This window comes from Streptomyces sp. NPDC059679 (assembly GCF_042734105.1).
Lineage (GTDB): Bacteria > Actinomycetota > Actinomycetes > Streptomycetales > Streptomycetaceae > Streptomyces.
On the sequence record NZ_JBHWES010000074.1, the window covers coordinates 1 to 24,401 of the forward strand.

At 68.3% G+C, this 24,401-nt stretch carries 27 protein-coding genes and 2 pseudogenes; 9 read left to right on the forward strand and 20 right to left on the reverse strand.

Annotated features, from left to right (window positions below; all coding sequences use genetic code 11):
• Nucleotides 1-243: 243 nt before the first annotated feature.
• Nucleotides 244-1,101 carry a LysR family transcriptional regulator gene (locus ACFV2X_RS46000; RefSeq protein WP_385628030.1) on the reverse strand — a complete coding sequence of 286 codons (858 nt, stop codon included), beginning with the start codon at nucleotides 1,099-1,101 and terminating at the stop codon, nucleotides 244-246.
• Between the two features lie 70 nt (nucleotides 1,102-1,171).
• On the opposite strand from ACFV2X_RS46000, the gene ACFV2X_RS46005 reads away from it, so the two are divergent.
• The 5 genes from ACFV2X_RS46005 to ACFV2X_RS46025 all read left to right on the forward strand — a co-directional run bounded on the left by ACFV2X_RS46005 (nucleotide 1,172) and on the right by ACFV2X_RS46025 (nucleotide 6,238).
• A complete protein-coding gene (locus ACFV2X_RS46005; protein WP_385628031.1) occupies nucleotides 1,172-1,903 on the forward strand; it encodes an SDR family oxidoreductase in 732 nt (243 codons plus the stop codon).
• A 362-nt stretch (nucleotides 1,904-2,265) separates the two neighbouring features.
• Nucleotides 2,266-3,210, forward strand: coding sequence for an integrase core domain-containing protein (locus tag ACFV2X_RS46010; RefSeq protein ID WP_385628034.1), 945 nt, complete (start codon nucleotides 2,266-2,268; stop codon nucleotides 3,208-3,210).
• Between the two features lie 40 nt (nucleotides 3,211-3,250).
• A complete protein-coding gene (locus ACFV2X_RS46015; protein WP_385628136.1) occupies nucleotides 3,251-4,240 on the forward strand; it encodes a saccharopine dehydrogenase NADP-binding domain-containing protein in 990 nt (329 codons plus the stop codon).
• 235 nt (nucleotides 4,241-4,475) lie between these two features.
• Entirely contained in the window at nucleotides 4,476-5,732 is a 1,257-nt protein-coding gene (locus tag ACFV2X_RS46020; protein ID WP_385628138.1) for an SLC13 family permease, read from the forward strand.
• A gap of 5 nt (nucleotides 5,733-5,737) precedes the next feature.
• Nucleotides 5,738-6,238 carry a universal stress protein gene (locus ACFV2X_RS46025; RefSeq protein ID WP_385628036.1) on the forward strand — a complete coding sequence of 167 codons (501 nt, stop codon included), beginning with the start codon at nucleotides 5,738-5,740 and terminating at the stop codon, nucleotides 6,236-6,238.
• Nucleotides 6,239-6,367: 129 nt separating this feature from the next.
• Here ACFV2X_RS46025 and ACFV2X_RS46030 read toward each other — a convergent pair whose 3' ends face one another.
• The 4 genes from ACFV2X_RS46030 to ACFV2X_RS46045 form a co-directional block, all read right to left on the reverse strand.
• Nucleotides 6,368-6,940: an integrase core domain-containing protein gene (locus ACFV2X_RS46030; RefSeq protein ID WP_385628038.1), complete on the reverse strand. Its 573-nt coding sequence runs from the start codon at nucleotides 6,938-6,940 to the stop codon at nucleotides 6,368-6,370.
• Between the two features lie 65 nt (nucleotides 6,941-7,005).
• Nucleotides 7,006-8,247, reverse strand: a complete 1,242-nt coding sequence (locus ACFV2X_RS46035) for an amidohydrolase family protein (protein ID WP_385628040.1) — start codon at nucleotides 8,245-8,247, stop codon at nucleotides 7,006-7,008.
• Nucleotides 8,248-8,414: 167 nt separating this feature from the next.
• Nucleotides 8,415-8,858 carry an Rrf2 family transcriptional regulator gene (locus ACFV2X_RS46040; RefSeq protein WP_311728151.1) on the reverse strand — a complete coding sequence of 148 codons (444 nt, stop codon included), beginning with the start codon at nucleotides 8,856-8,858 and terminating at the stop codon, nucleotides 8,415-8,417.
• Nucleotides 8,859-9,288: 430 nt separating this feature from the next.
• A complete protein-coding gene (locus tag ACFV2X_RS46045; protein WP_385628042.1) occupies nucleotides 9,289-9,978 on the reverse strand; it encodes a nitroreductase in 690 nt (229 codons plus the stop codon).
• 108 nt (nucleotides 9,979-10,086) lie between these two features.
• Here ACFV2X_RS46045 and ACFV2X_RS46050 point away from each other — a divergent pair, with 108 nt between their 5' ends.
• Complete coding sequence (locus ACFV2X_RS46050; protein WP_385628044.1) at nucleotides 10,087-10,674, forward strand: TetR/AcrR family transcriptional regulator; 588 nt, start codon at nucleotides 10,087-10,089, stop codon at nucleotides 10,672-10,674.
• A 557-nt stretch (nucleotides 10,675-11,231) separates the two neighbouring features.
• Here the strand turns inward: ACFV2X_RS46050 and ACFV2X_RS46055 are convergent.
• A complete protein-coding gene (locus ACFV2X_RS46055; RefSeq protein ID WP_311728148.1) occupies nucleotides 11,232-11,822 on the reverse strand; it encodes a hypothetical protein in 591 nt (196 codons plus the stop codon).
• A gap of 382 nt (nucleotides 11,823-12,204) precedes the next feature.
• Between ACFV2X_RS46055 and ACFV2X_RS46060 the strand changes: the two are divergent.
• Nucleotides 12,205-12,411 (forward strand): annotated as a pseudogene (locus ACFV2X_RS46060) (hypothetical protein); the annotation flags it as partial.
• A gap of 51 nt (nucleotides 12,412-12,462) precedes the next feature.
• On the opposite strand, the gene ACFV2X_RS46065 reads toward ACFV2X_RS46060, so the two are convergent.
• The 3 genes from ACFV2X_RS46065 to ACFV2X_RS46075 all read right to left on the reverse strand — a co-directional run bounded on the left by ACFV2X_RS46065 (nucleotide 12,463) and on the right by ACFV2X_RS46075 (nucleotide 14,613).
• Nucleotides 12,463-13,215, reverse strand: a complete 753-nt coding sequence (locus tag ACFV2X_RS46065) for a transposase (RefSeq protein WP_385628048.1) — start codon at nucleotides 13,213-13,215, stop codon at nucleotides 12,463-12,465.
• A 72-nt stretch (nucleotides 13,216-13,287) separates the two neighbouring features.
• Nucleotides 13,288-14,379, reverse strand: coding sequence for an integrase core domain-containing protein (locus ACFV2X_RS46070; RefSeq protein ID WP_385628050.1), 1,092 nt, complete (start codon nucleotides 14,377-14,379; stop codon nucleotides 13,288-13,290).
• A 42-nt stretch (nucleotides 14,380-14,421) separates the two neighbouring features.
• On the reverse strand, nucleotides 14,422-14,613 hold the full coding sequence (locus ACFV2X_RS46075; RefSeq protein ID WP_385628053.1) for a hypothetical protein: 192 nt from the start codon (nucleotides 14,611-14,613) through the stop codon (nucleotides 14,422-14,424).
• Nucleotides 14,614-14,774: 161 nt separating this feature from the next.
• On the opposite strand from ACFV2X_RS46075, the pseudogene ACFV2X_RS46080 reads away from it, so the two are divergent.
• Nucleotides 14,775-16,029 (forward strand): annotated as a pseudogene (locus ACFV2X_RS46080) (IS256 family transposase).
• Between the two features lie 27 nt (nucleotides 16,030-16,056).
• Here the strand turns inward: ACFV2X_RS46080 and pip are convergent.
• Complete coding sequence (gene pip, locus ACFV2X_RS46085; protein ID WP_385628055.1) at nucleotides 16,057-17,052, reverse strand: prolyl aminopeptidase; 996 nt, start codon at nucleotides 17,050-17,052, stop codon at nucleotides 16,057-16,059.
• 47 nt (nucleotides 17,053-17,099) lie between these two features.
• Here pip and ACFV2X_RS46090 point away from each other — a divergent pair, with 47 nt between their 5' ends.
• Nucleotides 17,100-17,576, forward strand: a complete 477-nt coding sequence (locus ACFV2X_RS46090) for a MarR family winged helix-turn-helix transcriptional regulator (RefSeq protein WP_385628056.1) — start codon at nucleotides 17,100-17,102, stop codon at nucleotides 17,574-17,576.
• Between the two features lie 202 nt (nucleotides 17,577-17,778).
• On the opposite strand, the gene ACFV2X_RS46095 is transcribed toward ACFV2X_RS46090, so the two are convergent.
• The 10 genes from ACFV2X_RS46095 to ACFV2X_RS46140 form a co-directional block, all read right to left on the reverse strand.
• The gene (locus ACFV2X_RS46095) at nucleotides 17,779-18,657 is read right to left on the reverse strand and encodes a phosphotransferase (RefSeq protein ID WP_385628058.1); all 879 of its coding nucleotides are present in this window, start codon (nucleotides 18,655-18,657) and stop codon (nucleotides 17,779-17,781) included.
• Nucleotides 18,658-18,723: 66 nt separating this feature from the next.
• On the reverse strand, nucleotides 18,724-18,918 hold the full coding sequence (locus tag ACFV2X_RS46100; RefSeq protein WP_385628060.1) for a LysR family transcriptional regulator: 195 nt from the start codon (nucleotides 18,916-18,918) through the stop codon (nucleotides 18,724-18,726).
• Nucleotides 18,919-19,147: 229 nt separating this feature from the next.
• On the reverse strand, nucleotides 19,148-19,408 hold the full coding sequence (locus ACFV2X_RS46105) for a hypothetical protein (RefSeq protein ID WP_385628063.1): 261 nt from the start codon (nucleotides 19,406-19,408) through the stop codon (nucleotides 19,148-19,150).
• A 9-nt stretch (nucleotides 19,409-19,417) separates the two neighbouring features.
• Nucleotides 19,418-20,293 (reverse strand): TniQ family protein, encoded by an 876-nt coding sequence (locus tag ACFV2X_RS46110; RefSeq protein ID WP_385628065.1) that lies wholly within the window; start codon nucleotides 20,291-20,293, stop codon nucleotides 19,418-19,420.
• Nucleotides 20,294-20,418: 125 nt separating this feature from the next.
• Nucleotides 20,419-20,952 carry an ATP-binding protein gene (locus tag ACFV2X_RS46115; RefSeq protein ID WP_385628066.1) on the reverse strand — a complete coding sequence of 178 codons (534 nt, stop codon included), beginning with the start codon at nucleotides 20,950-20,952 and terminating at the stop codon, nucleotides 20,419-20,421.
• A 43-nt stretch (nucleotides 20,953-20,995) separates the two neighbouring features.
• Nucleotides 20,996-21,337 (reverse strand): hypothetical protein, encoded by a 342-nt coding sequence (locus ACFV2X_RS46120; protein WP_385628068.1) that lies wholly within the window; start codon nucleotides 21,335-21,337, stop codon nucleotides 20,996-20,998.
• Nucleotides 21,334-22,161: a Mu transposase C-terminal domain-containing protein gene (locus ACFV2X_RS46125; protein ID WP_385628070.1), complete on the reverse strand. Its 828-nt coding sequence runs from the start codon at nucleotides 22,159-22,161 to the stop codon at nucleotides 21,334-21,336. Before ACFV2X_RS46125 ends, ACFV2X_RS46120 begins: the two co-directional genes overlap by 4 nt.
• Complete coding sequence (locus tag ACFV2X_RS46130; protein ID WP_385628071.1) at nucleotides 22,073-22,849, reverse strand: hypothetical protein; 777 nt, start codon at nucleotides 22,847-22,849, stop codon at nucleotides 22,073-22,075. The genes ACFV2X_RS46125 and ACFV2X_RS46130 overlap by 89 nt, the downstream gene beginning before the upstream one ends.
• 10 nt (nucleotides 22,850-22,859) lie before the next feature.
• A complete protein-coding gene (locus tag ACFV2X_RS46135) occupies nucleotides 22,860-23,399 on the reverse strand; it encodes a hypothetical protein (protein WP_385628074.1) in 540 nt (179 codons plus the stop codon).
• Nucleotides 23,392-24,120, reverse strand: a complete 729-nt coding sequence (locus tag ACFV2X_RS46140; RefSeq protein ID WP_385628077.1) for a TnsA-like heteromeric transposase endonuclease subunit — start codon at nucleotides 24,118-24,120, stop codon at nucleotides 23,392-23,394. Before ACFV2X_RS46140 ends, ACFV2X_RS46135 begins: the two co-directional genes overlap by 8 nt.
• Nucleotides 24,121-24,401: the final 281 nt, after the last annotated feature.

Sequence of the window (24,401 nt, forward strand, 5' to 3'; positions counted from 1 at the left end):
CACAACTTCAACGGCACGAGGACCCCGAGACATGAAAACAGGCCACAGACTTAAGCCTGCGATTTCAGGCGCATCACACTAGTGGCTTGGCTCGGATTGTCGACCGCGTAATTGGTTCGCCGTCCGGTGCCCGTCATTCTGCCTCCAGGTGTGATCTCGACGGTGGCCGTGAGGGCGTCCTGGAATGTTCGCAAGCCTGCGAGCATGGGCGGGGGCGCCTCCCACCCCGCGTGTCTCTCCGCTCTACCCGCCGTGGCCCGTCGCCTTGCCCGCCACTGCGGCGGCCGTGCGGACGAAGGCGGCCAGGGCTGGGGAGATGGCGTGCTCGGGCCAGGCGAGGAGGAGCGTGGTGGGCTCGGCATCATCGACTGGGACAGCGACCAGGTCGTCGCGGAGTTGGTCGCGGATGGAGGAGGGGAGGACAGCGACCATGCGGCGCAAGGCGATGAGGTGGAGAAGCTGCCCAAGGTCGTGGACCTCGGGTCCGTGTGAGCCACCCTCAGATGCGCCCGGCCAGCGCGGCAGGGGCTCCCCGGCGAGGTCGTTCAGGCAGACCCGGGTACGGCCCGCGAGGCGATGCGAACTCGGTACCACGAGAAGTTGAGTCTCGGTCAGGAGGTCCTGGGTGTCCAGGCCGGTGAGGTCGTGGTGGGGGCGGTGAAGCAGGGCGGCGTCGGCACGGCCCTCCCGCAGGAGGATCTCACGCTCGCCGAAGCTGCACACCAGCTCGACCGGCAGCGCACCCGGCTCAGTCTGATAGGCGTCGAGGATCGCGGGCAGCAGGCCACCGTCGCCGCCCGGCTTGATGACCAGGACCAGACGCGGTTCGGCGCGGCCGGCCCGACGGGTGCGGCGCGCCGCGGCCGACGCGGCGTCGAGCACCGTACGGCTCTCGCGGAGCAGGACGGCCCCCGCCTTGGTCAGTGCGACCCGGCGACTGCCACGTTCCAACAGGGCCACGCCCAGCCGTCGTTCGAGCTGCTGAATGGCGCGGGAGAGCGGCGGTTGGGTCATCCCTAGCCGGGCGGCCGCCCGACCGAAGTGCAGTTCCTCGGCGACAGCGGTGAAGTAGACGAGCTCGCGGACCTCCAGTCTTTCCATACCCGCACGGTATCGCTGCTTACCTGATCGGTGTTGGAACTCCCGGCCGCCCCCGTGGTGGGCTGAACGCATGACAGAAACCACAACTGCCCTGGTCACCGGTGCCAACAAGGGCATCGGGCGCGAGGTCGCAGCCCGGCTCGCCTCGCTCGGCACGAACGTCCTGCTGGCCTCGCGCGACCCGGACCGCGGTGCGGCAGCCGCAGCCGACCTGGGCCCGCAGGTGTACCCGGTCACCCTGGACGTCACCGACCGCGCCAGCGTCCTATCCGCCGCCCGCTGGATCGAGGAGCGCTTTGGCCGGCTGGACATCCTGGTCAACAACGCCGGCATCTCTGGCGACCTCGCCGCCCAGAGCCCTGGCAGTGTCGAACTGCCCGCTGTACGCGAGGTGTTCGAGACCAACGTGTTCGGCGTGATCAGCGTGACCACCACGATGCTGCCGCTGCTCGCCCGCTCCCCCGCCGCCCGGATCGTCAATGTCAGCAGTGGACTGGGCTCCATCGCCCGGATGACCGATCCCGAGGACTACTTCACAACCCGGCCCCCGTTGGCCGCGTACGTCCCGTCCAAGACCGCACTCAACTCGCTGACCGTGCAGTACGCCAAGGAACTGCGCAGCCGCAACATCCTGGTCAACGCCGCCGATCCGGGGCCGTGTGCGACCGACCTCACCACCGCATTCCCCGGCCTCACCCGCACCGCGGCCGACGGCGCGGCCGTGGTCGTCCGGCTCGCCACGCTGCCCGATGACGGGCCGACCGGCGGCTTCTTCGACGAGCACGGCCCGGTCCCCTGGTGAGCTGCCTGTCAGGGAACCGAGGGACGGGGTGGTGGGGGCCAGCCCGGACGGGATGGGCGAGCCGGAGACCGCGCCGGCGCCCGACGGGCCGCAGCGCCCGGGTTACCCGCCGGACCGTGAAGGGTGTCTTTATTGCCGTACGGTAGTTGACCTGGGGCTTTGTGCACGCCCGAGTGTGGGCATGATCAGTGATTGTGGGTCTGCGACTGCTCTAACTGATCTTCTGCCGCCTGCTGGGCTGCTTCCTGTTGCTGGGCCGGTCGGCCGCCGCGAACAACGCCGAGATCCTTGCCCTTCGCCATGAGGTCGCTGTGCTTCGCAGGCAGGTAGAGCGGCCGCGGCTGTCATGGGTCGATCGTGCCGTGCTCTCCGCTCTCGCACGGCACCTGCCATCCGCCTTGCGCCGCCATCGGCTGATCACCCCGGGCACCCTGCTGGCCTGGCACCGCCGTCTGGTGCGCTGGAAGTGGCGCCAGACGGCGGTCGGACCCGGTCGGCCACCGTTGCCGGAAGAGACAGTCGCGCTCATCCAGCGCCTGGCGACAGAGAACCCCACCTGGGGATACGTCAGGATCCAGGGTGAACTGCGACGGCTTGGCCATCGGGTCGCCGCCGCCACCATCCGGCGCGTCCTGCGCCGCTCCGGTCTGCCGCCCGCACCCCAGCGCGCATCCCAGCAGACCTGGCGCTCCTTCCTCGGAGCCCAAGCCCACACGCTGCTCGCCTGCGACTTCATGCACGCGGACACCGTCTTCCTCAAGCGTCTTTATGTCTTCTTCGTCATGGAGATCGCCACCCGGCGCGTTCACGTCCTGGGCGTCACCGCCCACCCGACCGGCGTATGGGTCACCCAGCTCGCCCGCAATCTCCTCATGGACCTTGAGGACAGGGCTGGGTGCTTCCGGTTCCTCATCCGTGACCGTGACAACAAGTTCACCGCCGCATTCGACGCCGTCTTCGTCGGCAACGGCACAGCCGTCATCCCAACGCCGCCGCAAAGCCCACGGTCCAACGCGTTCGCCGAACGATGGATACGCACAGCCCGCACCGAGTGCACCGACCCACTCCTCATCACCGGCGAACGACACCTGCGCACCGTCCTCACCACGTATGCCCAGCACTACAACGCCAGACGGCCCCACCGCAGCCTGGACCTACGAGCCCCAGACGACGACCCGAACATCATCCCCCTACCTGCCGGCACAGTCAGGCGCCGACAGGTGCTCACTGGACTGCTCAACGAGTACCACACCACGCCGCCCCAACCGCCTCACCATCGACAGAGAACGCCCAGCTCAGCAGCCTGATCGGAATAATGACACCCTTCAGGGCACGGGCCCGCTACTGATCGCCGGGCGCGACCCCGCACGGGCCGCTGCCCTCGTCCGCTCCCTCGGCCCCGCGGGCCCCCCGGTCGAGGCACTTGCCGTCGATCTGGACGATCCAGCTTCCCTCGACCGCTTCGCGGCCCGCTGCCGACTGGTCGTCAACTGCGCGGGCCCCTCCTACCGCGTCCTGGACACGGTCGCCCGCGCCGCGCTGCGCCGCGGCGCCGACTACGTGGACGCCGCGGGCGACGACCCGGCCGCCATCCGCCTCCGCGCCCGTTGCGGTTGGCGCGACTGGCTCACGGCCGGACGAACGGCCGTCTTGTCCGCCGGGGCGCTGCCGGGCCTCTCCGGACTCCTGCCGCGCGCCCTGGCCGCCGACACCGACCACCCGGTCCGCCTCGACGCATACCTGGGCGGAGTCGCGGCCCTCACCCCGGCGGCCGCGGGTGACGTCCTGCTCAGCCACGGCCCCGAACACGGCACCCCCGCAGCCGCCTGGCGCGAGGGCGGCGTGCGCCCGCGGACCCTCGAACCCCGCCGCGGCCTCTCCCTGACCGCCTTCCCCCAGCCGGTGAACGCCTTCCCCTTCCTGTCCACCGAGGCGGGGCGACTGCCCCGCGCGCTGAACATCGGCGAGGTCCACTGGTACACGGTCTTCGGGGGCGACCGGCTACCCGAGGAACTGGCCATGGCCTGGGCTCTGGGCAGCACCGACCCAGCGGCCCTGGTGACCGCCGCCGCCGAGGACGTACGACGTCACGGCTCCTGGTACGGACAGGAATTCCACCTGTGGACCGGCACCACGGACGGCCCGCCCGCGCACACGCTCACCCTGCGCGCCGACGACTCCTACGAGCTCAGCGGCCTCATGACAGCGGCCACGACGCGAGCGCTGCTCACAGGCGGCATCCCACCCGGCGTCCACTTCGCGGCCGATGTCCTTGACCCACAGGAGACGACGGCAGCTCTCTCGGCCGATCCTGCGGCCCGCATCGAGATCAGCTGAGCCCTTCACGGCCGCCTGGACATTTCACCTGGCTGCGCCACGCGAACCTGCTATGAGATGACTTCAGAAGATCGCTTCGCGCGGCACCATACCGAGGGATCAAGCTCCTGAGTCCTGATGCGTCGCTGTTACTGGGGTGGCCGTACCGGGCGCCGGTGGCGGCAGCGCAGCCCGCCCGCTTCCCGAAAGGCGGACGTGCCGTCGACGCGCCGCGTACCCGGGAGAAGATCTGGTGGTGAACTCATCTGTGGCGGAGGGTGTCTCCGTCGTTCTGCTCCTGGCGGTGCTGACGTGCGCCGTCATCCGCCCGTTCGGGTGGCCGGAGGCGGTTGTCGCCGTCCCAGCCGCAGGCGTGGTGATCGCTACCGGAGCAATCTCGCTGGAGCACGCCCGCGAGGAGACGGAGCGGCTCGGGCCCGTGATCGGGTTCCTCGCAGCCGTCCTGGTCCTCGCCCAGCTGTGCGACGACGAGGGGCTGTTTCACGCGTGCGGAGCCTGGATGGCCCGGAGCTCGGCGGGGCGCCCGCGCCGCCTGCTGGTGCAGGTGTTCGCAGCCGCATCGGTGATCACCGCGGTGCTCAGTCTGGACGCCACCATCGTGCTGCTCACCCCGGTCGTGTTCGCCACCGCAGCCCGGCTCGGTGCCCGGCCGAAACCGCACGTCTACGCCTGCACCCACCTGTCGAACACCGCGTCGCTGCTGCTGCCGGTCTCCAACCTCACGAACCTTCTGGCGTTTGCCGCCAGCGGGCTGAGCTTCACGCGCTTCGCCGCCCTGATGGCCTTGCCCTGGCTGGTGGCCATCGCCACCGAGTACGTGGTCTTCCGCCGGTTCTTCGCCACCGACCTGGACGCCGGCGCTCAGGCCCCGCTCGCCGCCGAGCCGCGCGAGCTGCCGGTCTTCGCCCTGGTCACAGTGGCGTGCACGCTAGCCGGGTTCATCCTGACCTCGGCTGTGGACATCAACCCCGCCTGGGCGGCCTTCGCCGGCGCCGTGGTGCTCGCCATCAGGGCTTTGGCCCAGCGCCGCACCACCCCCGGCGCCCTCGTGCGCGCCGCCGCGGTGCCGTTCCTCGCCTTCGTCCTGGCCCTGGGCCTGGTGGTCCGCGCCGTCGTCGACAACGGGCTGGCGACCGGGCTGGGTCATCTGATCCCCGGCGGCACGGGGCTGGGGGCCCTGCTCGGCATCGCGGCCCTGGCAGCGGTGCTGGCCAATGTCATCAACAACCTGCCCGCCGTGCTGGTGCTGCTGCCGCTGACCGCCCCGTCGGGGCCGGGCGCGGTCCTGGCGGTCCTGCTGGGGGTGAACATCGGGCCGAATCTCACCTATGCCGGCTCCCTGGCCACGCTGCTATGGCGGCGCATCGTGCACGAACACGACAGTGACGTCGAACTCGGCGAGTTCACCCGGCTCGGTGTGTTCACCGTGCCTGCCGCCCTGGGGCTGTCGGTGGTGGCACTGTGGACTTCGCTCACCCTCATCGGAGGCTGACCACCATGAGAGTCATCGCCTGGATCACCGAGGGCACCTGGCCCGCCGGCATCGACGCCGCCCGCACCCACGCCCCCGACGACGCCGACATCGTGCTGCTCCACGTCACCCCGGCCGACATCCCGGGCGCGGCGCACGGTGCGTTCGCCGGTCTACTCGGCCGCGGCCACCGAGAACGCGACCCCGGCACAAGGCTGGAACACCTGGCCGCCGCCTCCGCCGAGACGCTCCTTGACCAGGCCGCGCAGCGTCTGGGTCGCTCGTGCGCCCGCATCGAGCGCACCGGCCGCGTCGAGCGGGAAGTCGTTGCCACAGCCGAGGGCGCCGACCTGCTCGTCCTCGCCCGCGACGGCGACCGCACCCACCTGGGGCCGCGCAGCCTCGGGCCTGCCAGCCGCTTCATCGTCGACCACGCCCCCTGCCCCGTCCTGTTGGTGTGGCCCGAGGCGGCGCCCGGCATCGCCACCATCCCGCCCCCGCCACCGCACCCGCCGCACCACCGGTAGCGGCAGGCACCGGGCGCTGAACCGCCGTCCGCGGCCGGGAGTGAGGCTGACGACAAATCGGGATGATTTTTGGCATGATACCCGTCATGCGGCAGCTGCCGATCCCCTTGAAGGGGGTCAATATTCCGATCAGGCCGCTGAACTGGGCTTTCCCTGTGGACGGTGAGGCAGCCGGGGTGACGTGGTGCGGTACTCGTTGAGTAGTCCGCCAAGTACCTGGCGGCGCCTGACCGTGGCGGCGGGCAGGGGGATGATGTTCGGGTCGTCGTCGGGTGCTCGTAGGTCCTGGCTGCGGTGGGCTCGTCCCGCGTTGTAGTGCTCCGTGTACATGGTAAGGACCGTGCGCAGGTGTCGTTCGCCGGTGATCAGGAGCCGGTCGGTGCATTCGGCGCGGGCTGCGCGTATCCATCGTTCAGCGAACGCGTTGGACCGTGGGCTCTGCGGCGGTGTCGGGATGACGGCTGTGCCGTTGCCGGCGAAGACAGCGTCGAACGCGGCGGTGAACTTGCTGTCCCGGTCACAGATGAGGAACCGGAAGCACCCCGCCCTCTCCTCGAGGTCCATGACCAGGTTGCGGGCGAGTTGGGCAACCCAGGCGCCGGTAGGACGGGCAGTGACACCCAGGACATGGACGCGCCGGGTGGCGATCTCCATGACGAAGAAGACATAGAGACGCTTGAGGAAGACGGTCTCCACATGCATGAAGTCACAGGCCAGCAGCGTGTGGGCCTCCCCGCCAGCGATAACAACGCTCGTGATCAATACATCTAGCGCTTGTCGATGGCGAGCTCGCCGTTCAGGATCACCATGCTGAGGTCGCGAAGGTTGCCGATGTCCGCAGTGGGATCAGCGTTCAGCACGAGCAGGTCGGCGCGATTGCCGGGGGCCACCGTGCCGAGGTCGGGGCGGACACATTGCCGCGACGCGCCGCTGGTGCCTGCGGCCAGCACCTGGGTGGGCGTCATCCCGGCCGCCACCATGAGTCCGGCCTCTTCCAGAGTGTTGGCTCCGAACAGGCCCCGACCGCTGAAGGTGTCGCTGCCCAGCGCGATGTGCACGCCCGCCTCAGCGACCTTTTTGAGATTGACACGGGCGTCCGGGTGGGCATCGTCGATCCAGAGCGTGGGCGTGTAGGTGATGTCGTGTTCGAGCATCAGATCGATGAGGGAGTGGTCGGTGAGGGGCTCGACAGTGACACCGTGCTCCAGGCCGTCCGCCCCGGCCTCGATCGCCTCGCGTGCCGCGGCTTGCTGAGTGGTGTGGACGGTAACCCGAAGGCCCCGTTCGTGCGCGGTCTCGATACCCGCCCGAAGGAGATCGAGGGGGAGCCGTTCCAACTCGACACCATCCGGAAAGGCAGGATTCCGCCAGAGGTACTTCGGCTCGCCAGATCGTGCGCACGCGCCTTCCGACAGGAGTTTGATCGCGTCCACCTCGCGGTCAGCGAGGTGGTGCACCAGGTCGCGCATCTGCTGCACGCTGTCGACCTCTCCCGTGAAGCGCTCGCGCGCCCAGGGGTTGTCGCTGAACACCGTGGCGGCGGGGTGCCCGTCGCGTCCGGTGATGCCGCAGCCGGTTGCCAGCAGTCGCGGGCCTCTCAGCGTTCCTGCGGCGATTCTGGCCCGCGTGTCCAGGATTCCGCCCGTCGGATCGCCCACCGACTTGATGGTGGTGATCCCGTGGTCGAGGAACAGTCCGAGCTTTTCGGGAAGCTCGTTGTCCTCGAAGGCCCGCATCGAGTCCGGATCGGAGACCGCACGCACGTCGTAGAAGTGGATATGAGTGTCGATCAGGCCCGGCATGACCCATCCTCCGGCCGCATCCACCTCCTGTCCGCCCCTGAGCGGCTCGGCCGAGACGGATGCGATCTCTCCACCGTTGATGGCGACGTCGTACAGACCGGCGAGCGCCTGGCGGCCGTCGAAGACATGTGCGCGCCTGACCACGAGGTCGTAGGTCGCCGGGCCGCGAGCCCCGGCGCTCACGACTGCTTCGGATTCCTGAGGCATCGCATTTCTCCTGGCGCGTAGGTGTTCGGGCCGTGGTGCACGCATCGTGCGGCCGCTGGTATCGCGGGCCGGGAGGGTTCGGACCCCGCCCTAGAACAAACTGCAACTAAATCAGTCACAGTTAAGTTGTGTGTCGCGGCGCAGGGTGTGCATGCGCCACCGCCGGGTCAGTGATCCTTCACTTCGTTGTCGGCGGGCAGTATCTGCTGCAGCAGGCCGGCGATCGTCGTCCTGCCGAGTCGTTGCTCCAGAGCCCGCTCCGCGTTCTGGAACTCGGCGTCGAGCAGGTCGCCGATATTGCGTCCGACCTCGCACGCCCCGCTGGGCGGATGGGTGTGCCGCGAGAAGATCTGGCCCCCCTCGACGGCGGCGTACGCGTCATAGAGCGTGATGTCCCGCGGATCGCCAGCAAGGGACCAGCCGCCCCCTCGGCCCTCGGTGGACCGCACCAGGTGCGCGTCTCGCAAGCGCCCGAGGATGCGCCGCACGAGGACTGGATTGCTGTCAAGGCTGTCCGCGATCTCCGCAGAAGTCAACGAGCCCCCGCGCCGGTGCGCCAGCATCGCAAGCGCGTGAATCGCGACCGCGCTCCTGCTACTGAGACCCGCCAACTCCTGCTCCTGTCATCGCCACCATTAACTGCAACCAGGCTAGTTGCAGTTAAATAGGTGGTCAACCGAGCTGTAGTGCCGGCCGCGTTCGGCAGGGCGGCTGTGCCCGCCGGGCACAGCCACCCCGTGGCTACTACGACACCCCTGCTCCGCCGCAATCGGCGGTGGGCACGGGGAACCGCGTCGTCCCCGCGGTGGCGGACGCTTCCCGTGCCGGCCAGTTCCCCGTCCCATTTCGGCCGGTGGCGGCGGCGTGCCGGTGGGCGCGGACGAGACCATGCTGTTGAAGACCTGCCGGTCCGACACACGCGGTCGGCCCCTCGAAGCCCGCGGCATCAGCGGAGCGAGTAACTCCACTTCTGGGTGATGGGTTCATGGCGGCGTATCACCCCACTGTCATCCGCCACCCGGTGATCTTTGAAGACGGACCCTAGCCGTGGAAGGTCGCGACCTCTTCGAGCGCAGCTCGTTCGGTCGTGACGTGGTTCACCGGCGCGTCCTCGTCGGCGTAGCCGAAGGAGACGCCCACGAGCAGTCGCCCTGCGCTGACTGCGAGTTCGGCGCGGACCGTGTCGGCGTAGAAGCTCAGCAGCCCCTGCGGGCAGCTCGCCACGCCGTACGCGGTCATCGCCAGGAGCAGCGTCTGCATGTAGGCGCCGACATCGGCGGCCAGCCGGGGCCCGCCGTCCCCGGTGACGAACAGGAACGCGGCGTGCGGCGCGCCATAGAAGCGCAGGCTCTGCGCGTCGTAGGCAGCCCGCGCCTGGTGATCGTCGGGGCCGATGCCCAGTGCTCCGTACAGGCGGGCGCCGAACGCCGTCCGGCGCGCCTGGTGCACCGGTGCGTACATGTCCTCGGAATGCGGGAGGTCCGCCGAGGTGCGGTGTGCGGCGTGGGCCGACTGCAAGGCGTCCGCCAGGCGTTCACGCGCGGCACCGCTGGCCACCTCCACCCGCCACGGCTGCGCGTTGGAGTTGGACGGCGCGGCACCGGCCAGCGAGAAGATCGCGCGCATCGTGTCCTCGGGCACGGCGTCCGGACGGAACGCGCGGGTCGCGTGACGGCCGCGTATCAGCTTCTCCGCGCAGCCGCTCAGCTCGGTGGATACCGGCAAGCTCATGGACACTCCTCGACAGCAACGATGTAAACGAAACCGTTTACCTTGTGGGTACGGCGGGACCCTAACAGACGCCACTCGCCGGGGTAAACGCAGGCGTATACTTGGTGCATGAGCGCGACGACTACGGCCTCCGGAGGGCGCGGGCGGGGCGGACGGGAGCGCATCCTGGCCGCCGCCGCCCGGCTGTTCGCCGTCCAGGGGATCAACGCGACCGGCATGGAGCAGGTCGCGGAGGCGGCACCGGTGTCCAAGCGGACGCTCTACGCGCATTTCCGGACCAAGAGCGACCTGGTGATCGCCCACCTCCAGGACCTCGCCTCGTCGGGCGCGACCCTGGAGAGCGTGCTGACCCGCGAGGACATCCCTCCGCGGGAGCGGATCCTCGGGCTGTTCGACCAGCCCACGCCGGACGCGGCACCGGTGCGCGGGTGCCCGTTCATCGATGCCGCGGCGGAGTTCCCCGACCCGGACAGCACGGTCCACTCCTACGCCCGCGAGCAGAAACTGCGGATGGTGGGGCTGGTCACCGCACTGCTGACAGAGCTGGGCTGCCGCGAGCCGGCCGCACTCGCCGAACAGCTGGTCACCCTCGCGGACGGGGCGGCCAGCCGGGCCATGGTGCTGGGCGAAGCGGACTACGGCAGGCACGCACGGACAGCAGCGGAGACCCTTCTCGCCCACGCCCTCGCGGGGTGACCCTGCGGGTGCGATCAATCATCCACGCAGGTCGGGAGCTTGATCACAGATCTTCGGTTCTCCTCGACATGCACCCCGGGGTCTTCACCTGCGCAGGGCCCCGGCGGCACCATGATCTGTCGTGCTGCTGCGTCTGGCCTACCTCGCCGCGACCAACGCCCTCGCCTTCCTGCGCCTCCTGCCGATGAACGACAGGAAGAAGGACGTCGAGATCCTCGTCCTCCGGCACCAACTGCTGGTCCTACAACGCCAGGCCGGGAAGCCCGACCTTACCCGCAGGTGCAGCAGGGCCACGAGGAGTGCCCGGTCGGGCCAAGTCAGCTGTGGACTGCCGTCAGCTGTGGTGGACGGTCTACCTGTGAACACTTCCATATCGCCCAGGACATCGTCCCATTTGGCGAGTCCGCGGCAGCAGATCCGGCCGGCCCGGGCCGGGCCGGGGATGCCCCATGTCGGCGGGAACGGGATTGACCAGGCCTGGATGAGAGCGCGTAGCCCGGGCCTGGCCGCGCTGGGCGGCCAGGCCCGGGGCGGCTGCTGAGGGCCGCAGGGGTTTGTCAGGCGGAGGCGGGACGCAGCGGGTAGGCGTAGCTGTAGGTGCGCCCGGAGTGCAACAGGTACTTCTCCAACGGTGCCGCGCCCCAGGAGTTGATGCCGCCGACGCCCATCTGGCGGTGGTTGACGAGCAGGATCGTCTCGTCGCGACGCCTCAGCTGATACGGATGCCTGGGGCCGTCGAGGTCCGACGGTGTGAAGTGCAGGGCGCTGGTCTCCAGCAGCGGCTCGCCCTCGGCGGAGTCGGCGACGACGGTCAGACCCTCGCCGGAGCGGTCGGTCAGCGACAGCCGGCGGACGTCCGTCTGGTTCCCCGTCTGCAGGTCCGGCAGCCCGGCCGGGGCGTCGAGGGTGTGCCGCACCCGCACCTCCGGGCCGCTCACCGTGACCTCGGTCGCGGTCTCGGTGACCGTCAGCCTGCCGGTCACCGGGGCGTCGCCGGGGGCCGGGGCGTGCCAGTCCAGCGCCAGTTGCTCGGCGGCGACCTCCTGCCCGGCCGGGGCCCAGCGGGTCCGCTCGCGCAGGACGGCGCCTCCAGCGCCGCCCGAGGCCCCGATCAGGCCGATCCACCCGGCTGACACCTCTGCTTCCACGTCGTCATCCTCTCGGGTCGGCTCGTTCGGGGGGAGGTCACAGGCGTCATCACGGTGATCACACGCCCGGGTAGTTGCGCCATACGCCTCGAGGAAACGGCTTTCGGCGCAATACGGTCCCCATGACGTTCCTGAGGTCCGAGCACATGAAGTGATATCGGGCGGTTGGCCAGTCGCTTTCATCCTCCTCGGCGACCCCCTCTGGATCACGGAGGATCTCGGCGTGGATCCACTCCACGAGATGCCGGACCTCCGGGTCCGCGAACCTTAGAAGCTGTTGTCTTTCCGGGCTTGAGGACGGTGTTTTCGCTGGTCGGGCATAGGGGCGATGATCCTGTGGGAGTGGTGGTCTGTCGTGTCGCCGCTGCTGTGGAGGCCTTGGATGCCGTCGGTTGTGGGGCTGCTGGAACAGCGCGAGCTCGTCGCTCGCCGTCGCGTGGACGAGCTGCGGGAGGAGGCCGACCGTATCCAGGCTGAACTGGCCGTGGCCGAGCGGGACTGGAAGGAATGGGCCATCGCTCGCTTGCGGGTGGGCGAGGTGCTTGCCCCGGGAGACGAGACCGAGCGTGGCCACGACCAGTTCGACCGGATGTCGGCGTACACCTGAACGTGGCTCTGGCAAGATTTTCGTAGCCGGGGATCATCTCGGGAGTTCCATGGTCGACCGATCCACGGAGCGGCGGAGGTGGGCGATGAGGACGACGCGGTGGCGGAGCAGGGAGACGCTCGCGCGTCCTGCCATGATCCGTTTCTGGAGCTTCAGGTCGGTGATTCGGCCCTCATTGACGCCGGAGTTGTAGGGGGTGGTAATCCCCTGGGCGACGGCATACTGGTCTTCGCGCAAGGCTCCGGCAACACCGGCAAGCGGTGCCAGGCCGCTGCGGGAGAGATCGTCGAGCCAGGTCGGCAGGGGTGTTGCGTCCCGGTTGTCGAGCATGGCGGCGAACCGGCGGACCAGGTCGTAGGTGTGCTGAAGTTCCGGGCATTGGTCGAGGAGTCGGTGCAGGCGCTCGGTGGCATAGAGGTTGCGTTTGTCCGGGCGGGTGGTGATCCATCGGGCGGTCTCGCGCGGGGACGGTGGGCGCTCGTGGGGCTGGTCCAGCGGCAGCCCACGTCGCAACGGTGCGATGGCCATCTTCACGCGCTGGTAGTGCCCGAGGTAGCCCTTGGTTCGGAGTTCCTCGTGCAGGGCCTTAGCATTATGTTCTCCCTCGTCCCAGCGTTGTTGCAGGTAATCGCGGTAGGGGTCCAGGGTGGAGGGTTTGCGGGGCGGGCGCCGCATCACCTCCTGCCAGGTGCTGGCGAGGGCGTACTTCCGCACCGTGCGGCGGTCCAGGCCGAGTGCCCGGGCCACGGCGCTGTAGCTGCGGCCGATGTCGGTCAGCGCGTGCACGGCCTCGAACAGCCTCCTGGCGTGCCGCCCGGCTCGCGTGTCCTGTGCCGTTCAGAAACGCGTCACTGCTGGTCATGCCGCGTATCTGTACTCATTGATCAGGCCACCAAGGATACGGGTCTGGAGTAGCCGTCCTGGGGTTTTCAAGTCGCTCAGCGGCGCGGTGTGGTGGTCGGCGAGTGGAGGTAGTTGCTCTCGGGCCTGATGCGGTCGATGCCCGTTGTAGTGTCCGGCGTAGGTGCTGAGAACGTGGAGAGCGTGGCGCTCGCTCCAGAGCAACAGGTGGTCGAGGGCCTCGCGCCGTAGCGTCCCGATGACCCTCTCGCAGTGTGCGTTCATCCGCGGGGACTGCGGGGCGGTCTTGAGGGTTTTGATGCCCTCAGCTTCGAAAATCGCGTCGAAGGAGTCGGTGTATTTGTCGTCCCGGTCGCGGATCACAAAGCACAACGACTCCAGGCGCACGCCCACTTCAAGCGCAAGGTTGCGGGCCTGTTGGGTCGTCCACTGTGCGGTCGGATGCGCGGTCACCCCGGCGATGTGGAGGCGGCGTGTGCCGTGCTCGAGGAAGATCAGTGCGTAGACGCGGCGAAGATCCACCAGGTCGATGTGCAGGAAGTCGCAGGAGATGATGACCTCGGCCTGGGATGTCAGGAACTCACGCCATGTAGGCCCGCCGCGGCGGGGAGCCGGGTCGACCCCGGCTGCCGTCAAGATCTTCCATACCGTGGATGCGCCGATCCTGTGGCCCAGCCGGGCGAGCTCCCCCTGGATCCTGCGGCAGCCCCAGCGCGGGTTCTCCCGCGCCAGCCGCAGCACCAACTCCTTCACAACTTCCGCCGTCGCTGGCCGGCCCGGCTTGCTCCGGCACGCACTGTAGTCCCACCTGCGTGCAACGAGACGCCGATGCCAGCCGAGCAAGGTCCCTGGTGTCACGGGGAACACCTGTTCCCAGCGACGCCGAGGTATCAGCGAAGACAATGCCGCGAACCACAACCGGTCCGCCCACTCATACCGCACCGGACTCGAAAGTTGCCTGCGCAGCACCGCGTTCTCATGCCGGAGCACGAGCAACTCAGCGTCTGTGGCCATCCGCCGCCGACGCAGCAGCACCGCTGGGACCGTCAGAAGCTTCCGCGTGACCTGATACACCAATGAGACGATCACCTGCACATGGTCCCAACGAGCCCGCAGATCCCGCCAGACCGCCTACGACCTGCAGCGACGCATTTCTGAACGGCACAGGACCGGCGCGGCCAACTGGCGGCGCAGGACAGCATTCTCGTGCCGCAACACCAGCAGTTCCGCCTCCTTCGCCGTCCCGCGACGCAGGAGCACCGACGGAACCGTCAGCAGCTTCCGGGTCACCTTGTACAGCAAGGACACGATCACGGAGGACATGATCCCAGCGGACTGACCGCGCCCCGTTCACCTGCGGCGATGACTTTTCGAGCGGCACAGGATCGAGCTCGGGGAGAGCGTGAAGGGCTTACCTTCCCGAATGATCCTGTGATGGTCTCCGAGTAGGCCCACGTTGCAGCGCGGGTCGGGAAGGCACGCCTGTGCTCAGCGTAGTCACCGACGACGGCTCCACCCAGTCCGGCTCCCTGATCGACGAGATCGTCCGCGAAGGAGCCCGCCGCATGCTGGCAGCCGCGCTGGAGGCGGAAGTCAACCAGTACATAGCCGAGTTGGCTGCCGAGCAGGACGAGCGCGGACATCGCTTGGTGGTTCGCAACAGCCACCACCAGACGCGGACCGTGATCACCGCGGCCGGCCCGGTCGAGGTGCGGGCCCCGCGGGTGAATGACCGGCGGGTGGACGAGGCGACCGGCGAGCGTAAGCGGTTCTCCTCGAAGATCCTGGCTCCGTGGTGCCGCAAGTCCTCGAAGATCTCTGAGGTGCTGCCGCTGCTCTACCTGCACGGACTGTCGTCCGGGGATTTCGTGCCCGCGCTGGAGCAGCTCCTCGGCGGCGCTGCCGGGTTGTCGTTGGCCACGGTCACCAGATTGACGAAGCAGTGGGGCGATGACCACGCCGCCTTCCAGGCGCGTGACCTGTCCGACCGGGACTTCGTCTACGTCTGGGCCGACGGGGTGCACCCCAAGGTGCGGCTCGGGCAGGTCCACTCGTGCGTCCTGGTCCTGCTCGGCGTGCGCGTCGACGGAAGGAAGGAGCTGATCGCCTTGGCCGAGGGGTTGCGGGAGTCCACCGAGTCGTGGGCCGACCTGCTGCGCGACTGCCGCCGACGCGGCATGAGGGATCCTGAGCTGGTCCTCGAGGATGGCGCGATGGGCCTGTAGAAGGCCCTGGCCGAGGTGTTCCCCGCCGCGCGGCATCAAAGGTGCTGGGTCCACAAGGTCCGTAATGTCACGAACTGTCTTCCGGAGTCCGCGCATCCGGGCGCCATGAAGGCGATGCAGGACATCTACAACGCCGAGGACCGCACGCACGCCGAGCAGGCGGTTCAAAGCGTTCGCGAAGACGTACACCGCGAAGTGGCCCAAGGCCGTGGCGAAGATCACCGACGACATCGAGGAGCTGCTGGCGTTCTACGACTTCCCAGCCGAGCACTGGATCCACCTGCGGACCACGAACCCCATCGAGTCGACGTTCTCAACGGTCAAGCTGCGGACCAAGGTCACCCGCGGTGCGGGCAGCCCAGCCGCCGCCCTGGCGATGGTGTTCAAGCTGGTCGAGTCCGCCCAGGACCGCTGGCGGGCGATCATCGGAGCCCACCTGGTTCCTCTCGTCCGTGCTGGAGCCCGGTTCGAAAACGGCCACCTCGTCGAACGACCAGAGACCATGGCGGCGTGAACTCTGGGCTGAGCCGATGAGCTCAGGTCACGGACGGTCATCTCTTCCCAGACCGGCGAATCTTCCCAGACCGGCGAACCGGTCCGTGGCCGCGACGATGGCGTCGATCGTGGCGTCCCCCGACAGCCCGTGCCCCTCGTCGCCGATCAGCACAAGCTCCGCGTCCGGCCACACCTGGGCCAGGTGCCATGCGATGTCCGGGGGGCCGCTGATATCCATCCGCCCGTGAACCATCACGCCGGGGATGCCGGTGAGCTTGCCGGCATCGCGCAGCAGCGCTCCGTCCTCCAGAAAACCGGCGTGCCGCCAGTAGTGCGTGACGAGACGGGCGAAGCGCATCCGGAAGTGCGGGTCCTCGTAACGGGGATCGGGCCGGTGTCCCCGGTGGGTGGACACGTGCACGTCCTCCCACCGGCACCATTCCCGCGCCGCGCGCTCCCGTACGGCGGGATCGGGATCGGCGAGCATCCGGGCGTATGCCTCCACCAGGCTGCCGTCTCGCTCCGGTTCCGGTACGGCACCGCGGAACCTCTCCCATTCCTCGGGGAAGATCCGCCCCATGTCCCGGGTAACCCACTCCACCTCACGGCGGGTGGTGTTGGTGATGCTGAACAGCACCAGCTCCGATACGCGTCCGGGGTGTTGCTCGGCGTAGGCCAGCGCCAGGGTCACGCCCCAGGAGCCGCCAATGACCAGCCAGGTGTCGATGCCGAGGCGCCGGCGCAGAAGTTCGATGTCGGCTATCAGATGCGGGGTGGTATTGGCGGCGAGCGAAATCTGCGGATCGGCCGCGTCCGGGGTGCTACGACCGCACCCGCGCTGGTCGAACAGCACGATGCGGTACGCCGAGGCGTCGAACAACTGGCGCCAGAACGGCCCCGCGCCGGACCCCGGCCCGCCGTGCAGGACGAGGGCGGGCTTGCCCCCCGGATTTCCGCAGGTCTCCCAGTACACGCGGTTGCCGTCGCCGACGTCCAGCATGCCGTGCTCATACGGCTCGAAGGAAGGATAGAGCCCGATCATGTGAGACGCTCTCCCTGAGATGTGACAGTGCTGTTAGATTAGCAGGGGTGAGGAATCATCCGGATCCGGCCGCTGTCGGCACGCTGCTCCGCCACGTGCTGGAACTGCTCGACGCGGACGTGGCCAAGGTCTACCAGGAGCAGGGCTTGTCCGAGTACCGACCCCGCTTCTCCCCGGTCGTACGCGCGCTGCTGGCCGAAGGCCCGCTGTCGGTCCGCGACCTAGCAGCGGCAATCGGCGTCACGCACTCGGCCGCAAGTCAGACGGCGGCCCAGATGGCCCGCGCGGGCCTGGTCACTCATACCTCCGACCCGCAAGACGCCCGCCGCCGTCTGATCGAGCTCACCCCCAAGGCCCACGCCCTGCTGCCGCAGATCCAGGCGGAGTGGGACGCGACGGTGGCTGCGATGGCGGAACTGGACGCGGAACTTTCCATGCCGCTGGCGGACCTGCTGACCGAAGTCGCGCAGGCGGCACGCCGCCGCCCGTTCCGGGAACGGATCGCGGCGGCCTATCAGCGCTAGGCGTCCGCCAGAGCCCTCCCACCTGCGAGCCATACGCGCGGCAACAGCCGTGCCGATGGCTCGGACGCTACTGACTCCCTCGTGGTCCCCGCCGAACAGCAGAACGCCAAGACATCCGAGTCAACCCATCTACAAGTCTTGACTATTACTCCATGACGGGCGGAGTTTGTCTCATCGCCGTGTCATTTCCTCGGCGCGGACGTCAGCTCACGCGTTGTTCAGCCAGGTCCAGCCAGTGCTCCACGTCGGCCGGGGTGAAGTGCCTGATGGCCCAGTCGACCATGCGAAGGCTCATGTGCGCCCATGCTGGCCGGAGGATGTCCTCAGGGAGAGAGTCGAGGACAGCATCGAGACGTTGTGTCACGCCTGGATCGGTTTCCTTCGCATGAATGCCGAAGCGCAGGGTGACGAGGTCGAATCGGCGATCGCCGCGGGCAGCGCCGTCCCAGTCGACAACGCCGGTGATCGAGCCGCCGATGGTCAGCATGTTGCCAGGCTGGAAGTCCATATGCACGGCGTCCTGCCCGGCCAGCTCGGGAAGGTAGTTGCTGCCGACGGCAGCAATCCAGCGTTCGAGTGCGGCACTGCGGCGGTTGTGTTGGCGCAAGGGCCCGTGCAGGCAGTAGCCGGCCCCGTCTTGCCGCAAGTGAAGTGCCACCGTCGGAATGTCGGGGCGGTCGGCAAGCTGATCGGCCTGCATCTGGTTGAGTTCGAGCGCTTGGTCCAGGCCGCTGTGGTCAAGGTGGTCGATCTTCGTGCCCGGCAGGAGTTCTTGCACCATGACTACCGCGTGATCGATTTGAGCGACCAGCTCGGTAGCCGGGGCCGGATAGCCTGCCAGCCGTAGCACCTCTGCAACAGCGAGTGGTCCCGCTTGCATGCCTTCAGCCTGGCTATGCGGGCGCCATTTCAGGACTGATCGGTGATCGTCGGGCCAGCGCACGTAGGCTGCGCCGACCTGCCCGCCTGGACAGGGGCCATCGAGAGCCAAACGGACACCGGTCTGCATTTGAAGGGCGTCTATCATCTGGGCGGCGTCGAGCCGCTCAGCACGCGCCCAGTTCTGCCGTGGAGAAGTCACTGGAGCGATTATCGCTGCTGGCCTCTCAATGGTCAGCCCAGTCAGAACACTGTTCTCTGGTTTCGTTCACGCGGATCTCCTTTGCTGCGACGGCCACTCCCCGAAGGGGGTCAGCTTCATTGCTCGACCGGGTTCGACCCGCTCAAGAAGCGGCTGTCCAAGGTCTCGCTCCAGGCGGTTGATCTGGACCACCAGCGTCGACTGGTGGATGCCGAGGGCCTGGGCGGCCTCGCGGATCGTGGGGTAGGTGGCGGCTGCCATGAAGCGCCTCGGCAGAACGATGCTCCCGTCCAACACGCCGACGGGAGCACACCAGCAACGCTTTCACTCGAACGAGGTACGGCAGCGACTTGCTGTCCTGTCGAAGTACATCTGTCAGATGGCGAGCCGCTGATCTGGTGGGGCGCCATCTTGATTGAGAACGCCGGCTCTCGGTGTTCTCAATCAACATGGCTTTCACGGAATCGTGCTGACGGACAGGACGGCCGACTCAGTCGTCTTGATCTTCGTTGATGCTGCCCGTGGTCTCCCTCAGCCGGCGCCGTGCTGCGTCCAGACGCTCCGTGTAGTCAGCAGCGAAGATCCCGGGAAGTGCCTTGTCCAACGTCCCCGCGAGCTTGTGGATCGGGGCCCACGCAGCCGGATCGTCGACCAGACGACTGAGATCCGTCATCTGAACTCGCTCCAGCCAGTCCGAGAGGACGAGCGCCTCGTTGGAGGTGAGCTTGATCGTGATCTCCGTGTTGTCCACGAGTCGAACTTAGCCTGGCGCTTCGCGGAAGTCTCGTTCGTGATGGAGGCAGAACCGCCGGTAGAGAGGGTCTTGGGTTCCGAGGGCGGTGTAGATCCGAGCGAACCGTCGGCTCAGCTCGGCTGTCGTTGCCAGGTAGAGCTCTTTGGGGTCGATGGTGGCCGTCGGCGGATTGAGGATCAGCTTCGCCAGCACCACGATCTCGGGGAAAGTCACGAGGTGACGGCGGTCCTCGGCTGAGATCTTCTTGCTTGCGGAGTGGGCTTCGACGCGGTCGAGGCGATCGGTCCATTCCTTCCCGAGGTCGATCGGCATGCCGGAGGCGGACCACTCTTCAATGATCGTCCGCGCGAGGTCGAGTGCCTGCCGGACTTGTCGCTGACGGCGGGCGATCTGGTCGAGTCGGTGTTGGGCCTGGATGACTTCCGGGAGGTGTGTGAGGGGGATGTCATGGGTGGACCGGGTCCAGAGCTGATGTCGGGGACAGAGGTGCTGGTGGGCGGGCGAAAGGGTGATCACCACGGAAGCCGTGGGGCTGCGCCGGGCCGTGCAGCAGCCGCAGGGACGGCCGATCAGCCGGTCCGGTCGGAGATCGGGGCCGTTGGGGTTGAGGAAGTCGGCGAGTGCGGGTAGAGCTCTGGCGAGCCTGGCTGGCGGGCGCCCGGAGAGTGTGGCCAGGCGGTCGGGTGAGTGGGGAGTCCATCCGGCTGTGGTGTTGCTGAGCGGGGAGAACTCTGGAGGGAGGGGGCCCAGAAGCCGGGCAAGGACGCTGGCCGGGCGGTTGTTGGCGACGGCCAGGCGGTGGAGGTAGGAGCCGAGAGTCTCGTTGTGGACGGGGCCGAGAGAGATAGGCAGGGGGCGGAGTTGTTCAGGCTGCGTCGGCATCCGGCCTCCGGCGGCGGGGCTTTCGGGCTCTGCGCCGTTCGTTGCGTGCGTCCTCGGCGGTCTGGTCGACCTCGATGGCGTCGAGGGTCTTGCGGGTAACGGCCTCGTTGCCGCTAATGATGGCCTCAAGGGCCGCGCCGCGGACCAATTGGGAGAGACTGCCGATCGCGCCGTCGGTGCGTTCGTGGAGGTAGCCGTCGAGCTTGACCAGGCTTCCGGGCTTGTGCCGGTGCAGCCTGAGCGCGTCTTCGAGTGAGGCGACCAGGTTCCGCCAGTCCTGTCGTTGTGCGCTGGTGCCGTAGGCGAACGGTTCGGTGTCGGTGACGGTGTAGCGGCCGGCGATCTGCTGCCCGCGGACTCCGCTGAACAGGCCGCTGGCCGCGACGTCCGGCCAGTACGAAGGTGGCGGGGATGCGTTCGGACAGGTATTTGAGCTGGTCGGAGGCTTCAGCTCCGGCCTGGGTGGCGAGGTTGAGGTTGTGGATCTCGTCGACCAGGGCGAGCTCGACCCTCAGCTTGATCAGCAGGTCGCAGACCGCGTTGGTGATGGAGGTCTGCGTCTCGGTTCTGGGAACCGGGAGGCCCAGGAACCGGGCGAACTCGATGGCGAGCATTTTCGGGGTGGCCCGGGGCGGAACGGTGACGTAGACGACGGGCATGCGTCCCTCAGCGGCCGTGCCGAGCCGTTTGCGGACCAGGAGTTCATGGTTGCGGCCGCTGGGCGATGGCGGTGGTCTTCCCGGTTCCGGCCTGGCCGGTGACGATCAGGCCGCGGCGGCCGGAGATCTGGTGCCGGTTGAGTAGGACGAGGCGCCGTCCGGTGGTGAACACGCTGCGGATGGTGGGGGTGGCCACGACCACGAGGCGGGAGTGGTAGTCCAGCCGGGGCTCGTTGTAGGCGAGCCGGTTCTCCTCGCTCAGGGCCTGAAAAGCCCGAAGCGAGAGCAACTGCGGGCAGGTCGGGGTGTCGTCGACGAACCGTCGCCACCCGTCCTTCGTGGTGAGCGGGTTGTGCTCGTCGTCCGGGACAGCGGGCGCGGTCACCACAGCGGTTGTCCTTCCTCTTCCAGGGGGTTGAAGACACCGAAGGTGACCGGCCTCTCCTCGTCGTTGTCCTGGCCCTCCGAGTCGGCAGCCCGGGCGGGCGGGAGCGCCGGCCGTGAAGGGACCTCGATGGCAGCCCGGGTGCGGGCCATCACCTGAGCGGATCCGGCAGGCGGTTTCCCGGACCGGCGCAGGAGCTTGGCCAAGAACTGCGCGACGGCAGTCTCGCTGGTGTCGTCCTTGCCCTGGTCAGCGAGGAGCTGGCGCGCGTGGCGCAAGGTGAAGTCGGCGAACGGGGCCCGGACCATCGGCCGATGCGTCCAGGTGGCCTCGATCCACCGCCGGGTGTCGCTTCGCCGTACCCAGACGCGGGAGACGTCGTAAGGGTCGTAGTGGACCTCCCACAGATCCTGCTTGGCCGTCACCCCGGACGGCTGCCGGCGGAGCCGGTTGAGTTCCGGGCTGTCATAGGTGCGGTAGTCGATCTTGATGCCGTAGTCGTTGATGGCCCTCCAGACAACGGGCAGCAGCCCGATGTAGTCCTCCGCCGACAGCGCGACTGGCAGGTAGCCGGCCCGGGCGACGGCGATCGCGTACGACTCGTTCGGCGACAGCGTCCGCCCTGGCATGTAGGGGTTGCGCAGACCCTCGTGCGGACGTTGCTGCCAGCAGACGATCCACTCGTCCAGCAGGTCCTGGAGCTGGGCGAGGGTCCAGACCGCCTCGGCCGCCGGATCACTGCCGCGGCGGGTGACATCGGAGCCGGTGTAGCCCGCGACGTACTGACAGAACAGCGAGTTGATCGACGCGAAGGTCCTCTCCACGATCGCCTTGTCCGTCGGGGTTCGGGGACGGGCGAGCTGGAGAGATTCCCAGCAGTGAACAGGCCGAGGAGAACGTGTCGGAGACGAACAGCTTGCCGTGGTCGATGACGATGGTGTCCGGGATGATCACCGGCTTGGCCGCGGCCTGCTCCAGCCGTGTATCGATCGCCGTCAGCCGCTCATGCGGCAGAATCGAGTCCGCCATCGCCAGTGCCTGGCTCCAGCCCGGCCGCATCGGCTCCGGCACCAGCATCCTCGCCAGCAGCACCGCGGCGTCGACGCCCTTGGTGCCCGCCGGCCGCAGCAGGGCCGCACAGATCGTCCGCGTGGTGACATCGACCGCGATGGTCATCTCCGGACGGGCCACGACACCCTCGTCCAGCACCGCCATCACATCCAGCCGCGTGGAATCGATCTGCACGATCTCCCCAGGCCGGGCGGCCATCGACGGGGTGAACGGACCTGCGGGCCGAAGCGCCCGCTGACGGCGGACCACTGCCGACCCGAAGGGCTCGTTGTTCTTGGCGACGTTGTTCACCAGCCGGTAGAAGGTGGCCCGCTTCGGCAGTTCCACCACCCCTTCGCCGTACTTCTCGGTGAGGATCTGCTCGGTCTGCATCATCAGCCGCTTGCGGTCGCCGGTCGACAGCTCCGTCTGCCCGGCCAGGGCCTCGGTCAGGGCGGACACGACACGTTCGTCAACCCGGCCCGTGCCCGGGACCGGGGTCGGAGGCTTCCGGGACCGGCCGTCCACCAGCCCCCCAGAGTCCCTCGGCCTCGTAACGCTGCCGCATCCGCAGAAAGGTCCGCTGGCTGAGCTGCTGTCCGCCAGCCGCCAGCTCGGCGACCTTCGCGGCTTCCCGTTCCATGAGCGTCCGCCAGGCCGGGTCGTACTCCGGCCGGGGAGCCGTGCCCTCCTCCGCGTCCGGCGGCAGGCCGGTGATCACTTCCACGACGTGCCGTTCCCAGAACCGGGCCTGCTCGACCACCGGCGGAGGCAGCGCGTCCACCAGCGCAAACGGCGGCAATGCCGACTCCGGGACGGCATCAGGTGCCCGGTCGAGGAGCTCGAAGTCGGCAGCGGCCATCACGTATGAGGCCGCCATCACGCTGGCGTCCCCCTCCTCGCTGACCAGCCGCAGGGCCGTTCCCTCCAGCCCGACGATCTGATGGGTGCGGCCCTCGAACCGGATCCGGTCCCCGACACGCAGCACCCCTCGGGGAGCCAGCTCACCCATGGCCCACCGCCGCAAGCCCGACACGGGAGCCGTCGCCCAGTGGAACCGCCAGATTGGTGTGCAGGTCACCGCACCACAGCAGGTGAAAGAGCGTGGGCAACACCGCCAACGGGTCACCCACCGCCTGGGCGCCGTCCATCAGCAGCTGCGGCTCGCGGAAGACCTCCCCGAGGCAGGCCGCGATGGCGCCGATCCGATTGCGCGGGTGCCGGTAGCCCGACAGCCAGCGGACGTTGGCCATCTCCACCGGATCCGGCTCGTGTACCAGCGAAAACGACCAGCACCCCGTCGCCTGACACATCGCCTCGGTCGCCGCGAACTTCACCGCGTCCTCTGACCCCACCCGGTCCGCCGGCCGGACATCGATGACCAGGCCCGAGCCGTCGTCCAACCGCGCGAAGTAGTCCGGCGTGTGCGAGATCCGGCGCCTCGGCCCCGGCCACGTCACCCGGAACGGCTGCGAGGCCAGCCCCACCACCCGCCGATCGTGATCGAGCAACATCGCCCGGTCCCGCTCCAGCCAGGACTCGAACCCCACCAACGACTCCGTCGTCGCAGCCCAGTACCAGCCCGGAAAGTGCCGCTGCCCGCGGTAGGACACGAAATGCCGGACCGGGGGCACCGCCTCGAACGCAACCCGAGCCACTGCCCCGAGCACCGACTTCCGCAGGCCACCACTGTCCCCGTCAGCCCACTCAACCTCGACCAGATCCAGGTCCATCGACACCCCCAGCACTCACGTACATGCTGAAAGCGACCGTGACAGGAACAGTGGGAACGAGACCAGCGAAGTGAGATCAAACCCCACGAACGAAGCAAACACCGCCGCTCAGGAGCCACCACACTGAGAATCTGCCAGCACGAACGAGACCGACTGGGAATCCGACAGCTTCAATGCGACAGGACAGTCGCTGGGCGGCCGTGCCGTGTTGATCGAGCTGAGTGTGCGACGTCTGTACTGCGAAAACGCCACGTGCGGAAAGACCCCATTCGCCGAGCAGG

What these genes read in the sequence shown, in the direction of transcription:
- ACFV2X_RS46115 (WP_385628066.1), bottom strand. Translation starts at nt 20,952, where the DNA reads ATGCCCGTCGTCTACGTCACCGTTCCGCCCCGGGCCACCCCGAAAATG.
- ACFV2X_RS46000 (WP_385628030.1), bottom strand. Translation starts at nt 1,101, where the DNA reads ATGGAAAGACTGGAGGTCCGCGAGCTCGTCTACTTCACCGCTGTCGCC.
- ACFV2X_RS46110 (WP_385628065.1), bottom strand. Translation starts at nt 20,293, where the DNA reads ATGCCGACGCAGCCTGAACAACTCCGCCCCCTGCCTATCTCTCTCGGC.
- ACFV2X_RS46075 (WP_385628053.1), bottom strand. Translation starts at nt 14,613, where the DNA reads ATGTCCTCCGTGATCGTGTCCTTGCTGTACAAGGTGACCCGGAAGCTG.
- ACFV2X_RS46100 (WP_385628060.1), bottom strand. Translation starts at nt 18,918, where the DNA reads ATGGCAGCCGCCACCTACCCCACGATCCGCGAGGCCGCCCAGGCCCTC.
- ACFV2X_RS46135 (WP_385628074.1), bottom strand. Translation starts at nt 23,399, where the DNA reads ATGGGTGAGCTGGCTCCCCGAGGGGTGCTGCGTGTCGGGGACCGGATC.
- ACFV2X_RS46030 (WP_385628038.1), bottom strand. Translation starts at nt 6,940, where the DNA reads ATGCATGTGGAGACCGTCTTCCTCAAGCGTCTCTATGTCTTCTTCGTC.
- ACFV2X_RS46005 (WP_385628031.1), top strand. Translation starts at nt 1,172, where the DNA reads ATGACAGAAACCACAACTGCCCTGGTCACCGGTGCCAACAAGGGCATC.
- ACFV2X_RS46140 (WP_385628077.1), bottom strand. Translation starts at nt 24,120, where the DNA reads ATGGACCTGGATCTGGTCGAGGTTGAGTGGGCTGACGGGGACAGTGGT.
- ACFV2X_RS46035 (WP_385628040.1), bottom strand. Translation starts at nt 8,247, where the DNA reads ATGCCTCAGGAATCCGAAGCAGTCGTGAGCGCCGGGGCTCGCGGCCCG.
- pip (WP_385628055.1), bottom strand. Translation starts at nt 17,052, where the DNA reads ATGATCGGGCTCTATCCTTCCTTCGAGCCGTATGAGCACGGCATGCTG.
- ACFV2X_RS46045 (WP_385628042.1), bottom strand. Translation starts at nt 9,978, where the DNA reads ATGAGCTTGCCGGTATCCACCGAGCTGAGCGGCTGCGCGGAGAAGCTG.
- ACFV2X_RS46025 (WP_385628036.1), top strand. Translation starts at nt 5,738, where the DNA reads ATGAGAGTCATCGCCTGGATCACCGAGGGCACCTGGCCCGCCGGCATC.
- ACFV2X_RS46050 (WP_385628044.1), top strand. Translation starts at nt 10,087, where the DNA reads ATGAGCGCGACGACTACGGCCTCCGGAGGGCGCGGGCGGGGCGGACGG.